Here is a 13220-nt window from a genome sequence, read left to right on the forward strand (position 1 = left end):
CAGTTTGTTCTCGCCCGCAACTCGGGATCATGGGGAATTCACCGGCAAGTGAAATCAATCGATCAAAACCCCAGCTGATAAGCACCCCAAAGCAGAATGAACCCACTCACGACACATAGCAGGCCTGCAAGTCGTCGCGCGGATTCCGGCAGCGCGCGTAAAACTTCCAACATGCGCTCAATAAGCGAAGGGGCCAGCGCATAGGCCAGCCCCTCGACAATCAACACCAGCCCTAAGGCCAGCAGAACCATACCCATTACTGGGTCGCCTGCCCGGTGGGCGATTTCAGGTAGTTAAAGAATTCCGAATCCGGGCTCAGAATCATCGAGCTGTTGCCGCCCTGCAGCGCGTTTTCATAGGCGCTTAGTGACCGGTAGAATTCAAAGAACTCCGGATCCGCACCATAGGCTTCGGCAAAGATCGCGTTGCGTTCAGCATCAGCCTCACCGCGAATGATCTCGGCTTCGCGGTTGGCATCCGAGACCAGTTCAACCACGGTCCGGTCGGCCTGCGCGCGGATGCGCTGCGCGGCTTCCTTACCGCGGGCGCGTTCGTCAGTTGCTTCGCGTTCCCGCTCGGCCTTCATCCGGTCGAAGGTCGCCTCGAGGTTGGCCTGCGGCAGATCGGTTGCCTTCAGGCGCACGTCGATCACGTTGACACCCAGCGCGCGCGCTTCGGCAATCGCGCTGTTGCGGATCCGCAGCATCAGGGCCGCACGGTCCGAACTAAGGATGTCACGCGACGAGACCGAACCCAGAACTTCACGAGTTTCAGCGCGCAGGATACGATCAAGACGGTCCTCAGCCACAGGGATGCCACCGACACCAACCGCCTGACGGAACTGATTCAGGTCCGAGATGCGGTAGCGGGCAAAAGCATCGACCACCAGACGACGATCATCCAGAGGCGTAACCTCCAGCGGCTGAACGTCGATGGACAGGATACGGTCGTCATAGCGCACGACTTCTTGAATCAAAGGAATCTTGAACGCCAGACCGGGCTCTTCTTTGACCGCAACGACACGACCAAATTGCAGCACCAGCGCGCGTTCACGTTCGTCCACGATAAAGATCGAGGACAGGCCAACAACGCCAAGGATCACGACCAGAATGAGAATAATAGGTGACTTACGCATCAGTTGCTCTCCTCGGCCTGATTGCGGCGCAATTCGTTCAGCGGCAAATACGGCACGACGCCCTGCCCCGAACCGGTCGAGTTTTCGTCCAGAATGATCTTGTCGACATCACCCAGAACCTGCTCCATCCGCTCCAGATAGAGGCGTTTGCGGGTCACGTCGGGGGCCTTGGAGTATTCTTCCAAAACCGCGCTGAAGCGGCTGGCTTCACCTTGTGCGCTATTGATCTGCTGGGCGCGGTACGCCTCGGCCTCTTCCAGTACCTGCGCAGCTTCACCACGTGCCTGCGCAAGCGCCTGGTTGGCATAGGCATCCGCGATATTCTGTTCGCGGTCACGCTCCTGAGCAGCGGCCTGAACGTCGCGGAACGCAGCAATCACGTCCTGAGGCGGGTCGGCTTTGTCAAAGTTGACGCGGACGATGTTGATGCCGGAATCATAGCTGTCCATCGTGGACTGGATCAGTTCCTGCAGACGGTCCGCAATTACACCGCGATCCCGGTTCAGGATTGGTGCCAGCTCGCTTTGCGCAATGATCTCACGCATGGCCGATTCAGAAACCGCGCGGATTGTTTGGCGTGGGTCACGTAGGTTGAACAGGAACTTGGCCGGATCGTTGATGTTCCAGACAACCTGATAATCGATATCGACAACATTTTCGTCGCCAGTCAGCATCAGGCCATCATCGCTACCGCGCGTGCCACCCATATCTTCGGTCTGTTCGCGTGTTACCGGGATGACTTCTGCAGTGACAACAGGCCAAGGGGCAAAGTTCAGACCAGGATTACCGACTGAAGAAAACTCGCCCAGAAACAGCTCGACCGACTGTTCTTCGGGTTTCACGGTATAGAAGCTTGCCGCGGCCCAAAGACCAGCCGCTACCAGCAGGCCAATTGCGACCGTGCCTTTGGTAAACGCAGGCCCGCCGCCGCCAGAGCCCTGGCCACCGCCCTGGCCCGAGCCTCCGCGACCGCCCATAAGGACGCGCAGTTGCTCCTGACCCTTTTTCATCAGCTCATCAATTTCGGGAATCTGCGGGCCATCGCCTTCGGGTGGGCGACGCCCATCTCCGTTGTTACCCCTGTTTCCTCCGCCGCCGGAAGAGCCTCCGCCCCCCCAGGGGCCACCGCTGTTGCCCGCCATGTGTTTCAATTCCTTCGTTTTGGCCCGTGTGATCACGGTTTCCCTTGTAACCTGTGTACGCGCGCTTGCAAATCAAGCGGTGCGTACAGGTTGCCGCATTGTAACCAGTTCTTCGGCCATCACGGGATGAACCGCAACCGTACGGTCGAAATCTTCTTTGGTTGCACCCATTTTTACTGCGACTCCGGCCAACTGGATCATTTCTCCCGCACCCGGTGCCACAATATGGCATCCCAATACCTTCCTTGTAGCCCGGCTTACGATCAGTTTCATCAACACGCGCTGCGTGCCCCCGGCAAACGATTTCTGCATCGGCTTGAACGAAGTCGCATAAACTTCGATCGGTTCCTGCTCGGCTGCTTCTTCCTCGCTCAGGCCCACGGTGCCCATTTCGGGCTGCGTAAAAATCGCTGTCGGGATCAGTTCATGGTCCACCGGTGTCGGATTGCCTTTGAAAACCGTTTCGACAAATGCCATCCCTTCGCGGATCGCCACCGGTGTCAGGTTTACACGGTCGGTGACGTCGCCAATCGCATAGATCGAAGGCACGGCAGTCTGACTGTATTCGTCCACCACGATTTCGCCCTTCCGTCCGCGCTCGACGCCAAGCCCTTCGAGTCCAAGGTCGTCAGCATTGGGTGCACGGCCTGTGGCATACATGACCACATCAAACAGCTGTTCTGAGCCATTCGTGGCTTTTACCCAGATTTTGTCGCCCTGTTTCTTCATCTCAAGCACATTGGTGCCCAGATGAACATCAACGCCATTCTGACACATCTCTTCGCAGATAAGGCCCCGCGCTTCGTCGTCGAAACCGCGCAGGATTTGCGCCCCGCGATAAAACTGGGTCGTCTTGACGCCCATGCCATTCATGATCCCGGCAAACTCGCAAGCGATATAGCCGCCACCGACGATCAGCATCGTCTCTGGCAGTTTGTCCAGATGGAAGATCTCGTTCGAGGTAATGGCCAGTTCAGATCCTGGGAACTCAGGCACAACCGGTCGTCCACCCGTCGCGACCAGGATATGTTTCGCGCTCTTGCGCGTCCCGTCAGCCAGTTCCACCGTATGCGGATCCACGAGGCGGGCGCGCTGGTCGAATGTCTCGACACCGTTGTTCTTGAGGATATTGCGATAGATCCCCTCCAGCCGGTCCAGCTCAGCATAAAGCTTGCCGCGGAAGATATCCCAATTGAACGCGCCGGGCTTGATATCCCAGCCATAGGCCTGCGCATCCTCGACCATGTCTGCGTATTCGCTGGCGAAAACCATCAGCTTTTTCGGAACGCAGCCCCGGATAACGCAGGTCCCGCCATAGCGATCCTCTTCGGCCAGCGCCACTTTGGCGCCGTTTTCACCGGCAGCCACACGCGCCGCCCGGACCCCGCCCGAGCCTCCGCCGATGACGAACAGATCATAGTCAAAGCTCATTTGCACTGCCTCTTCCAAACTTCAGCAATCACCACAAAGGCGCTACAAGGGGTGTACTCTATCTCGCGCTGCTGTCCATAGTCTTCCGCTTGGCAAGTTGAGCCTCCCAGGGGATATCCAAATCCGGCCAGTGTTGGCGCAGCGCTTTGATGAATTCGTCAGATATGCTCTGCGGAATGCCTTTCAACGGAAAATCCGCGAAGCTGTGTTCGTTTCGAAGGCGAATACAGATTGTTTGGGTTGGAATAGGTGCCCACCGTTCAATCCGCAAAACCTCAATTGCCCAAACTTCATTCCAACCGCAGGATACAATTTCACACAGCCCGCTCGGCTTTTTGTGAGCAAAGGAAAGTCCCTCGGGTGTGACGGCGGCCACAACATCTTTCCTACGTAACAGTTGAACCAAATAGACAAGGATGCTCGCAGCCAGAATGCCAAACGACAAATCATAGAAAAAGGCAACTGGCCCTTCTGCACGCGGTGCGTACCCGAAATAAGCAAACGGCATCAGCCTCAAAAACGTGGCCCAGCCCCCCCTGATCAACAAACGTACAGATCGCGTCAGCCGAGTTTCTCTGACCACATAGGTAGGTCTTCCTTCCAACCCTCAATCCGCAAGATCTGAAAACAGGTTCTCGCCGTCATCACCCAGTTCGTCGACCTCAACGGTGCCTTCATTGATGTCGCGCAGCTCGACCCGGCCATCGCCGTGACCGATCACAACTTTGTCACAGATGTCGATGAACAGTCCATTTTCGACCACTCCCGGCACCTGATTCAATACCAGTGCCAGCTGTCTTGGGTTGCCGATGCGCTGCAAATGCAGATCCAGAATGTGGTTCCCCTCATCTGTGATCTTGGGGGCCTCTCCATTCATCCGCAGCGTGACAGAGGTACCCAGAACATCCATCGTATCCAGCGCTTCTTCGATGAGTGTGCGGGTGGTCTGCCAGCCAAACGGGATCACCTCGACCGGCAACGGGAATGCGCCCAGTGCCTCGACTTCCTTGCCCGCGTCGGCGATCACAACCATCTGGTCACTAGCGGTGGCAACGATTTTTTCCTGCAACAGCGCTGCACCACCACCTTTGATCAGGCTCAGCTCACCGTCGAACTCGTCCGCCCCGTCAATTGTCAGATCCAGCCAGCCAGCCTGATCCAGCGAGACGACTTCGATGCCAACCTCGCGCGCCAGTTGCGCGGTCGCAGTCGAGGTCGGAACACCTTTGATCTTCAGGCCTTCGTCGCGAACGCGTTCGCCCAGACGACGCACCAGCCATGCTGCGGTCGATCCGGTTCCCAAACCGACGCGCATTCCGTCCTGAACCATTTCAGCTGCGCGACGCGCAGCGACATACTTGGCATTGTCGATGGGTGACAGTTTTCCGGTCATTGCAGCTTCCCCTCAAGTCTTAGCCGGACTTATACGGAAAGCCCTGCACAACTGCGAGACCCAATTCGCATCCCGCCCCCGCAAAACATGTCGCTGAAATACGCGTTTCCTATTGGAAACGTCGCAATCGAGTCTTCCCGCACCGCGGCTCTGCTATAATTAAGCATGATGGAAAAGCCGTACCTGCTCCACTACGCCCCCGACAACGCTTCGCTGGTGATCCGGCTGGTGTTGGAAGAGATGGGTCAGCCCTATGAAACCGCGCTGGTTAACCGCCGCCGGAACGAACAGGATGGAGCAGTTTACAGGGCCCTCAACCCCAATGGTCTGATACCGGTACTCGAAACGCCTCAGGGCCCAATTTTCGAAACTGCGGCCATATTGCTGTGGCTCGCCGACCAACATGGCCAGATGGCACCTGACCCGAATGATCCGGACCGGGCCGCCTTTCTCAAATGGTTGTTTTTTGCATCAAACACGCTGCATGCCGATTTGCGCATCCTGTTCTATGCGGAAAAGTACATCGACCCGGTAGAGGCCGGCACTTTGCGCGCAGGCATCCAGCCCAGGCTGCGACAACACCTGAAGCTGCTGGATGCTGAGGCGCAAAATGCCCCCGATTGGCTGCGCGGTGATCAACCCACTGTTCTATGTTACTATCTGGCCTGCATGATGCGCTGGATGGCGCTTTATCCTGCCAAGATCGACCGCAGCTGGTATCAACTAGCTGACACACCCTACCTGCAACAAATCCTGATGCAGATGGAAACCCGACCTGCAACCCGCGCGGCTATTGCTGCCGAAGGATTGGGCGTCACGCCCTTTACATCTCCGACTTACGCCAACCCTCCAGAAGGCTCAGCTACCTGACATGTTCCTCTCTGTCTTCGATATGTTCAAAGTGGGCATCGGCCCTTCCTCTTCGCACACCATGGGACCAATGGTTGCAGCCGCGCGGTTTCTTGATCTGATGCGCGCCTCTCCGTTTGACTTCGCAGGACTGCGTGGATCGCTGCACGGGTCTCTGGCGTTTACCGGTGTCGGGCACGCCACCGACCGGGCCACCATTCTGGGATTGGCCGGCTTCGTCCCGGACAATTACGACAATGACAAGGCCGAGGCAGCGCTGGCTGAAATCGCGGCGACGCACACGGTCACACCCGACGGATTGCCGACACTGAAATTCGATCCGAAAACAGATCTTGTCTTTGACTATGACCACAACCTGCCCGGTCACGCCAACGGCATGATCCTGATGGCAACCGACGCGCAGGGCGATGTGATCCTGCGACAGGTCTATTATTCCGTCGGCGGCGGATTTGTCCTGACCGAAGAAGAACTGGCCGAAGGCAAAGATACCAACGACGGCCCAGCTGTACCCTACCCGTTTCACTCGGCTGCCGAGATGCTGGAAATGGCGAACTCAAGCGGCAAGAGCATCGCTGCGATGAAGCGCGAGAACGAGATTGCGCGCGGCTGTGCCGATAGCTTCGCCAAAGGGTCGGCGCGACTTTGGGAAGTAATGAACAATTGCATCGAGCGCGGCCTTACCACCGACGGCATCCTGCCCGGTGGCCTGAATGTACGCCGCCGCGCCAAGGGTATCTATGACGCGCTGCAAGCCGAGCGCGGCATGAACCTGAACGCGCCGCACACCATCAATGACTGGATGAGCGTCTACGCGATGGCCGTGAACGAAGAAAACGCTGCAGGCGGTCAGGTGGTCACCGCGCCCACCAATGGCGCTGCAGGGACTTTGCCTGCGGTGCTTCGGTACTATCTGGATCACGTGCCCGGCGCCTCGGAAAGCCATATCGAGGATTTTCTACTAACCGCCGCCGCGATTGGCGGACTGGTCAAGTATAACGCCTCGATCTCCGGTGCCGAAGCCGGGTGTCAGGCAGAGGTCGGCAGCGCCTCGGCAATGGCCGCGGCAGGCCTGTGCGCAGTGATGGGCGGCACGCCCGAGCAAGTTGAGAACGCAGCTGAGATTGCGCTGGAACATCATTTGGGCATGACCTGCGATCCTGTTGCAGGTCTGGTTCAGGTTCCCTGCATTGAGCGCAACGGACTGGCTGCAATCAAGGCAGTTTCTGCAGCTTCGCTTGCGCTGCGCGGGGATGGCAAACACTTCGTGCCGTTGGATGCGGTGATCGAAACCATGCGCCAGACCGGGCATGACATGCATGAAAAGTACAAAGAGACTTCTCTGGGTGGCCTTGCCGTAAACGTACCCAATTGCTGACCTGACAGTTTGCTCTTTCACACGGGCACGGCTTGACCTAGCGTGCCCGTCATGACCCAGGATCGTCCCGTCTTTGGCATCTTTCTGATGCTTGGTTTTTGTGTGCTTGCACCGCTTGGTGATGCAATGGCCAAACTGCTGGGCGAAACAACCCCACTGGGTCTGCTGGTTCTGGTCCGCTTTGCTGTTCAGGCGATCATCCTGATCCCGCTGGTCGCTGTGACGGGTCGTCCCTGGCGAATGAGTGGCCGTATACTGAGGTTAACACTGATCCGCACGATCCTGCACATCGCGGGGATTGCCGCCATGTTCAGTGCGCTGCAATATCTGCCATTGGCCGATGCGGTCGCGATCGCCTTCGTCATGCCTTTCATCATGCTGCTGCTGGGCAGCTATGTGTTGGGTGAGGAAGTCGGTGCCCGGCGTCTGATCGCGTGCATCGTTGGTTTCATTGGCACCCTGCTGGTTATCCAACCCAGCTTTGCCGAGGTCGGTGCACCCGCTTTGCTGCCGCTCGTGGTCGCGGTGGTGTTTTCGTTTTTCATGCTGGTCACACGGAAGATCGCGAAAGAAACAGATCCGATCGCACTCCAGGCGGTTTCGGGCTCTTTCGCGACAGTGATGCTTCTTCCGCTTCTCCTGATCGGGACAGGGGCCGACATATGGGAGCTCTCTTTGATCGTACCCGCAGGCGAAACCCACTGGCTGCTGATCGCGATCGGCGTGTTGGGAACGGTCGCTCATCTGCTGATGACATGGTCGCTACGCTATGCGCCTTCCGCCACGCTCGCACCGATGCAATATCTCGAGATTCCCGTGGCAACGCTGATCGGATGGATGATCTTTCACGATCTGCCTGATGGCCTTGCGGCGATCGGGATTCTGATCACCATCTGCGCCGGGCTCTATGTCATCCTGCGTGAGCGCGCCAACGCCCGGTCCGCTCCGACTGAAACGCCAGCATGACCTGATCCAAAGCCGTTCGCGGCACCATGACCAGCAGGCCCGGACCATCCACCTCAAGCTCAACATCCGACATGGCCCGGTTTGAGGTCCCAACTCGCCCATCCGGTTCCAGAACCAGCCCATCGATTGGCCATTCCAAACCTTTACTTCGCCCCGTTACACGCTGAAACGGAAACAATGAAACTGTCTGCCCCGGCTCAATGGTCATCGTGATATGTGGGGGTGCGTGAAACGCGACCTCATGCTCGCCCAGCAAGATACAGCGGTGATCGGGAAGCCGGACCAACGCATTAAGTACGGCAAGCTGATGATCCAGACGCCCCCCCAGAAACCCGACACCTAAAACAAGAGGCGCTTCAATGCTGCGTAGTGCTTTGTCAAAGTCGGTGCTATCTTGTTCACGTATCGGAAACAAACGCTCTTCCGGGATCTGCTCGCGATACCTTCTCTCCAACGAATCGAAGTCTCCGATTACCGCGTCCGGCATCCGACCCGATTCGATGACGGCGGCGGCTCCACCATCCGCTGCGACCACCTGATTGACGCGGCTTAGCACCAAATTCAGGTCATCAGGACCGATTTGTCCCCCTCCGATCAGTGCTATTGGCCTCTGAGAACATACAATCGGGCTATTTTTTACAAGATTGACCATTTTTCCCGGTTTTGGACACATTGAGACCACAAAATGATAGGTTCATCTAGACAGTTCCGAGCCGACTCTGCGCCCAGCGTCGCGCGGATTGGCTCTGTAGTTTGTAAAGGACGTGCGTCTGATGGTACAGAATAACAAGGTATTGACCGTTTCCTACGGAACCTTCTCGTGCACTTTGGAAGGTTTTGATGATTCATTTGAAACGATGAAAGCGATTGCAGAGTATTTTCGCGATCTCGCAGCGGATGATCGCTACTTTGGATCGGAACCCCCACAGCCAGACGCAGAAATGCTGACCCGCATCGCCCAGCGCGACGCTTCGCGCCGTGTCGAGGCCAGCCAGAATGAAACTGGCCTGCTATTACGCGCAACCGAAGAAGCGCCCACAGCCGAACCACAGCCGGTCGCGCCGGTAATCGCAGCCGAACAACCACAACCCCAGCCACAACAAACGCCTGACAGCACCCCCGATCTGACTGTTGTGGACACGGCGCCCTCCACAAGCGCTGACGCATTCTTTGCCGAGGCCGAACCGGTTGAACCTGCTCAGCCCGCTGCCGCCGACAGCATCGCTGCCAAGCTGCAGCGCATCCGCGCGGTTGTTTCGCATGCGGACGAAGGCTCGACAGCGTATTCCGAGGATGAAGACAACGGATACCTGACCCCAGCCCAGCCAAAGGTTGACGCCATTTCGGCGGCATTCGAGTCGGGCGCCCTGAGCCCCGAGGATCTGGACGACACGGCAACGGGCGAAGCCCCGCAAGCTGCTCCTGAAGCGCCTGAACCAGTCATTGAACCCGAAGCGACCCCCGAAATCGAGGAAACCATTGCCGAAGCAGAGGTTCAGGAAGAACTGGCCGAGGCTGATCAACCCACTGACGTTCTGTTCTCGGATCTCGACGAAGCGCCCGAGGCCGAAGAAGAACAGGATGAAATCGTCAACATTCTCGATGTCGATGAATCTGATGAAGACGATGTAACTGAAAACGACGAGAACAGCACTCTGCAGTTGGAGCAGTCCGACATCGTGTTCGAATCGCATGATGGTATCCTGACCGCAGAGGACGAACACAATCTGCTGAATGAGATTTCGGAAGTCGAAGCAGAGATGGATGCCCGTACCGGCCATAAACTGTCCGAAGAATCCGGCATTGATCAGGATGTTTCACGACTGATGGACAAGGCCGACGCACGGATGGACGACCCTGCGACCAACGATCAGCGAGAAACCTATTCGCACCTGCGGACAGCAGTTGCTGCCACCGAAGCAGAGCGCGACGAGGCGGGTGAAGATGCTGCCGCTGCGGGCGACGCCGACTATCGCGGCGATCTGGCGTCCGTTGTCAGCCCCCGTCGCCCTGCCGAGATTGAAGTCACAAGCCTGCGCCCTGAAACCGATAATGCGGCGCCCCTCAAACTGGTGGCTGAGCAGCGCATCGATACGCAGGACACAGATGCAGGGCCTATTACGCCGCGCCGTGTCACAGCCGCTCAAGAGGACGAAGATACATCAGAAGAAGGCGGCTTTGCCTCGTTTGCACAGGAACAAGGCGCTCAATCCCTTCCCGATCTGCTCGAAGCGGCTGCGGCCTATCTGTCCTTCATCGAAGGCCAGGAACAATTCTCGCGCCCGCAACTCATGAACAAGGTCCGCTCGTTGAAGCAGGATGAGTTCAATCGTGAAGAGAGCCTGCGCTCGTTCGGTCAGTTGCTGCGCGACGGTAAGATCGAAAAGGCCGGTGGAGGTCGTTTCGCGGCCTCGAACCAGATTGGTTTCCGTCCGGACGACAAACGCGCGGCCGGGTAAGGCACAAACAGAAAATGGTAACGGCCGGAGAGTTTCTCCGGCCGTTCTTTTTTGCCTATGATCACTAAAGTCAGAAGTTGAATGCCAGTGCGACGTAAGGACCGGTCAACGTCAGATCGATAACATTTTGTCCGCCTTCGAAATCAACGCTCAGGTGGCGGTATCCGCCAACAACATGGGTCGTGTCAGTCCATTTCCAGCCTGCCTGGATCAATGCCTCCCACTGAAATTTTGACCCAACGCCAAACCCGCCAACATTCCCCATCGCAGAAAAGTTCCACCGGTCATTGATCGCCCGGTGGTATCGCGCGCCGATCAGCGGATCGGTCCAGCTCTGATCCGTGCTGGCTGTAAATCGAGCAACAGTCGTTGAAAGATCAAGGTCCCAATGGCGCAACGCTGCCATCGCCTCGACGCGCGATTGGCTGTCCTGAAACACCGTATAGCTGGCGCCCAGAGACATCATGATGCCATCGAGTTCCCAGTTCGCCAGATCGTTGAATGGGCCAATCGGAACGTTATCTCCGAGATTGAGATAGTTGAACTCTCCACCAATCGCCCATCGTCCCTTTCGCGCCTCACCGGCAATAAGGAACGCGCTGTTCAGAATATCAAAGATAGACTTACTGCCATCGACCGGGGGATTGGGTCCAATATCCAGAGACGTTCTGAATTCCGGTCCCCAGAGATATGGTGCTACCACAAAATCCCAATCGTTGGCCTGCACAGGCTCTGGGGCAATCCCCGATATGGCAATCGCAAATGCCCCCGCAACCGCTTGTTTCATGTTTCACCTGCAAGCCAATATATCACCAAAACACATTCGATTCAGTGAGTTTGTCATGCAGGTGATTTTCGATCAACAGCCGGGGCTAGTTTGAATCCTGATCTGGGTCTTCTTTGCCGACACCACGAAAGACGAACTTGAACGGCAGTGCCCACAAAACGCCAAGTACGATGTAGACCAGAAGTTCGACCCAGATTGGTGGACGGTCGAGCCAGTTCACCACCGTCACCACCGCCACAATGTAAAGCGGCAACCCGATCACAAGGATCACCAGCGACCAGCGCCGGCGAGCCTTGTAGCTTAGGCCAGATTTCTGTTCACCACTCATCAATCTGCAAACGGGTCGGTCACCAGAATGGTGTCATCCCGCTCCGGGCTGGTGGAAAGAAGTGCGACCGGGCATTCGATAAGTTCTTCGACCCGACGTACATACTTGATCGCATTGGCTGGCAGTTCGGCCCAGCTGCGTGCACCCTCAGTGGATTCGCTCCAGCCTGGCATTTCCTCGTAGATCGGCGTGCAGCGCGCCTGCTGATCAGCTGCGGTTGGCAGATAATCCAGACGTTCGCCGTCCAGATCATAGCCCACGCAGATCTTCAGGGTTTCAAACCCGTCCAGAACGTCCAGCTTCGTCAGCGAGATGCCGTTAACACCGCTGGTCGCGCAGGTTTGGCGCACCAGGCAGGCATCGAACCAGCCACAGCGGCGCTTACGGCCAGTTACGGTTCCGAACTCATGTCCACGAGTACCCAGACGCATGCCGTCGTCGTCATCCAGCTCGGTCGGGAACGGCCCCTCACCGACGCGGGTGGTATATGCTTTGACGATCCCCAGAACGAAATCGACCGAGCCCGGGCCGATGCCAACCCCAGTCGCGGCCTGCCCGGCAATTACGTTGGATGAGGTCACGAACGGATAGGTACCGAAATCGATGTCCAACAATGCACCCTGCGCGCCTTCGAACAGGATCCGCTTGCCAGCTTTGCGTTTTTCGTTGAGCACTTTCCAGACGGGCGCAGCGAACGGCAAAATCTGCGGGGCAATCTCTTTCAACTGAGCAATCAGGGCATCGCGATCAACCGGCTCGATCCCCAAACCCTTGCGCAGCGGGTCATGGTGCTGCAACGCGCGATCAACACGTGCTTCCAGCGTTGCATGGTCAGCAAGATCAGCAACACGCACCGAACGGCGGCCTACCTTGTCTTCGTATGCCGGGCCAATACCGCGACCTGTGGTCCCGATTTTGGTGCCTTTGCTGGCGGCCTCTTCACGGGCGCGATCGAGTTCACCGTGGATCGGAAGAATCAACGGGGTGTTTTCCGCAATCATCAGTGTTTCGGGCGTGATCTCGACACCCTGTTCGCGGATCGATGCGATTTCGCCAACCAGATGCCACGGGTCCAGAACAACACCGTTGCCAATCACACTCAGCTTGCCGCCGCGCACAACGCCGGATGGAAGCGCGTTCAGCTTGTAAACCTCGCTGTCAATGACCAGCGTATGCCCTGCATTATGCCCGCCCTGAAAACGCGCGATCACATCCGCCCGCTCGCTGAGCCAGTCGACGATCTTGCCTTTTCCTTCGTCACCCCACTGGGCGCCGACAACAACCACATTGGCCATATCCGGTCCTTTTGCGCTGAGTTATCAAACTCGGCTCGT

General features: G+C 57.4%; 14 protein-coding genes. 4 read left to right on the plus strand and 10 right to left on the minus strand.

The genetic code is table 11. The annotated features are described in order from the left end of the window. Positions 1-62 precede the first annotated feature (62 nt). From GOX61_RS15375 to rpiA, 6 genes are all read right to left on the minus strand, one after another. Positions 63-257 carry a DUF2065 domain-containing protein gene (locus tag GOX61_RS15375; RefSeq protein WP_170335133.1) on the minus strand — a complete coding sequence of 65 codons (195 nt, stop codon included), beginning with the start codon at positions 255-257 and terminating at the stop codon, positions 63-65. Then, complete coding sequence (gene hflC, locus GOX61_RS15380) at positions 257-1135, minus strand: protease modulator HflC (protein WP_155151458.1); 879 nt, start codon at positions 1133-1135, stop codon at positions 257-259. The genes GOX61_RS15375 and hflC overlap by 1 nt, the downstream gene beginning before the upstream one ends. Beyond that, positions 1135-2277 (minus strand): FtsH protease activity modulator HflK, encoded by a 1143-nt coding sequence (gene hflK / locus GOX61_RS15385; protein WP_155151461.1) that lies wholly within the window; start codon positions 2275-2277, stop codon positions 1135-1137. The genes hflC and hflK overlap by 1 nt, the downstream gene beginning before the upstream one ends. Before the next feature lie 72 nt (positions 2278-2349). Next, positions 2350-3708, minus strand: coding sequence for a glutathione-disulfide reductase (gene gor, locus GOX61_RS15390; RefSeq protein ID WP_170335135.1), 1359 nt, complete (start codon positions 3706-3708; stop codon positions 2350-2352). Positions 3709-3766: 58 nt separating this feature from the next. Then, complete coding sequence (locus GOX61_RS22370; RefSeq protein ID WP_217353884.1) at positions 3767-4153, minus strand: hypothetical protein; 387 nt, start codon at positions 4151-4153, stop codon at positions 3767-3769. A 162-nt stretch (positions 4154-4315) separates the two neighbouring features. Next, positions 4316-5101: a ribose-5-phosphate isomerase RpiA gene (gene rpiA / locus GOX61_RS15395; protein ID WP_155151470.1), complete on the minus strand. Its 786-nt coding sequence runs from the start codon at positions 5099-5101 to the stop codon at positions 4316-4318. Between the two features lie 168 nt (positions 5102-5269). Here rpiA and GOX61_RS15400 point away from each other — a divergent pair, with 168 nt between their 5' ends. From GOX61_RS15400 to GOX61_RS15410, 3 genes are read left to right on the plus strand one after another with little or no spacing between them, the layout of a single operon-like run. After that, the gene (locus GOX61_RS15400) at positions 5270-5971 is read left to right on the plus strand and encodes a glutathione S-transferase family protein (protein ID WP_170335137.1); all 702 of its coding nucleotides are present in this window, start codon (positions 5270-5272) and stop codon (positions 5969-5971) included. Between the two features lies 1 nt (position 5972). Further along, positions 5973-7346 (plus strand): L-serine ammonia-lyase, encoded by a 1374-nt coding sequence (locus GOX61_RS15405; protein ID WP_170335139.1) that lies wholly within the window; start codon positions 5973-5975, stop codon positions 7344-7346. Between the two features lie 51 nt (positions 7347-7397). After that, positions 7398-8312, plus strand: a complete 915-nt coding sequence (locus tag GOX61_RS15410) for a DMT family transporter (RefSeq protein WP_170335141.1) — start codon at positions 7398-7400, stop codon at positions 8310-8312. On the opposite strand, the gene GOX61_RS15415 is transcribed toward GOX61_RS15410, so the two are convergent. Beyond that, on the minus strand, positions 8257-8964 hold the full coding sequence (locus GOX61_RS15415) for a thiamine diphosphokinase (protein ID WP_170335143.1): 708 nt from the start codon (positions 8962-8964) through the stop codon (positions 8257-8259). The genes GOX61_RS15410 and GOX61_RS15415 overlap by 56 nt on opposite strands. Positions 8965-9085: 121 nt before the next feature. On the opposite strand from GOX61_RS15415, the gene GOX61_RS15420 reads away from it, so the two are divergent. After that, on the plus strand, positions 9086-10771 hold the full coding sequence (locus tag GOX61_RS15420; RefSeq protein ID WP_170335145.1) for a hypothetical protein: 1686 nt from the start codon (positions 9086-9088) through the stop codon (positions 10769-10771). 70 nt (positions 10772-10841) lie between these two features. Here the strand turns inward: GOX61_RS15420 and GOX61_RS15425 are convergent, their stop codons facing one another. From GOX61_RS15425 to GOX61_RS15435, 3 genes are all read right to left on the minus strand, one after another. After that, on the minus strand, positions 10842-11558 hold the full coding sequence (locus tag GOX61_RS15425) for a hypothetical protein (protein WP_170335147.1): 717 nt from the start codon (positions 11556-11558) through the stop codon (positions 10842-10844). A gap of 85 nt (positions 11559-11643) precedes the next feature. Beyond that, the gene (locus tag GOX61_RS15430; protein ID WP_155151488.1) at positions 11644-11886 is read right to left on the minus strand and encodes a DUF2842 domain-containing protein; all 243 of its coding nucleotides are present in this window, start codon (positions 11884-11886) and stop codon (positions 11644-11646) included. Beyond that, positions 11886-13181 (minus strand): adenylosuccinate synthase, encoded by a 1296-nt coding sequence (locus GOX61_RS15435; RefSeq protein ID WP_170335149.1) that lies wholly within the window; start codon positions 13179-13181, stop codon positions 11886-11888. The genes GOX61_RS15430 and GOX61_RS15435 overlap by 1 nt, the downstream gene beginning before the upstream one ends. Between the last annotated feature and the right edge of the window lie 39 nt (positions 13182-13220).

Source organism: Ruegeria arenilitoris, from assembly GCF_013030265.1.
GTDB lineage: Bacteria > Pseudomonadota > Alphaproteobacteria > Rhodobacterales > Rhodobacteraceae > Ruegeria > Ruegeria arenilitoris_E.

Coding starts and splice junctions, on each gene's coding strand:
- GOX61_RS15375 (WP_170335133.1), bottom strand. CDS start 257: ATGGGTATGGTTCTGCTGGCCTTAGGGCTGGTGTTGATTGTCGAGGGG.
- hflC (WP_155151458.1), bottom strand. CDS start 1,135: ATGCGTAAGTCACCTATTATTCTCATTCTGGTCGTGATCCTTGGCGTT.
- hflK (WP_155151461.1), bottom strand. CDS start 2,277: ATGGCGGGCAACAGCGGTGGCCCCTGGGGGGGCGGAGGCTCTTCCGGC.
- gor (WP_170335135.1), bottom strand. CDS start 3,708: ATGAGCTTTGACTATGATCTGTTCGTCATCGGCGGAGGCTCGGGCGGG.
- rpiA (WP_155151470.1), bottom strand. CDS start 5,101: ATGACCGGAAAACTGTCACCCATCGACAATGCCAAGTATGTCGCTGCG.
- GOX61_RS15400 (WP_170335137.1), top strand. CDS start 5,270: ATGGAAAAGCCGTACCTGCTCCACTACGCCCCCGACAACGCTTCGCTG.
- GOX61_RS15405 (WP_170335139.1), top strand. CDS start 5,973: ATGTTCCTCTCTGTCTTCGATATGTTCAAAGTGGGCATCGGCCCTTCC.
- GOX61_RS15410 (WP_170335141.1), top strand. CDS start 7,398: ATGACCCAGGATCGTCCCGTCTTTGGCATCTTTCTGATGCTTGGTTTT.
- GOX61_RS15415 (WP_170335143.1), bottom strand. CDS start 8,964: ATGGTCAATCTTGTAAAAAATAGCCCGATTGTATGTTCTCAGAGGCCA.
- GOX61_RS15420 (WP_170335145.1), top strand. CDS start 9,086: ATGGTACAGAATAACAAGGTATTGACCGTTTCCTACGGAACCTTCTCG.
- GOX61_RS15425 (WP_170335147.1), bottom strand. CDS start 11,558: ATGAAACAAGCGGTTGCGGGGGCATTTGCGATTGCCATATCGGGGATT.
- GOX61_RS15430 (WP_155151488.1), bottom strand. CDS start 11,886: ATGAGTGGTGAACAGAAATCTGGCCTAAGCTACAAGGCTCGCCGGCGC.
- GOX61_RS15435 (WP_170335149.1), bottom strand. CDS start 13,181: ATGGCCAATGTGGTTGTTGTCGGCGCCCAGTGGGGTGACGAAGGAAAA.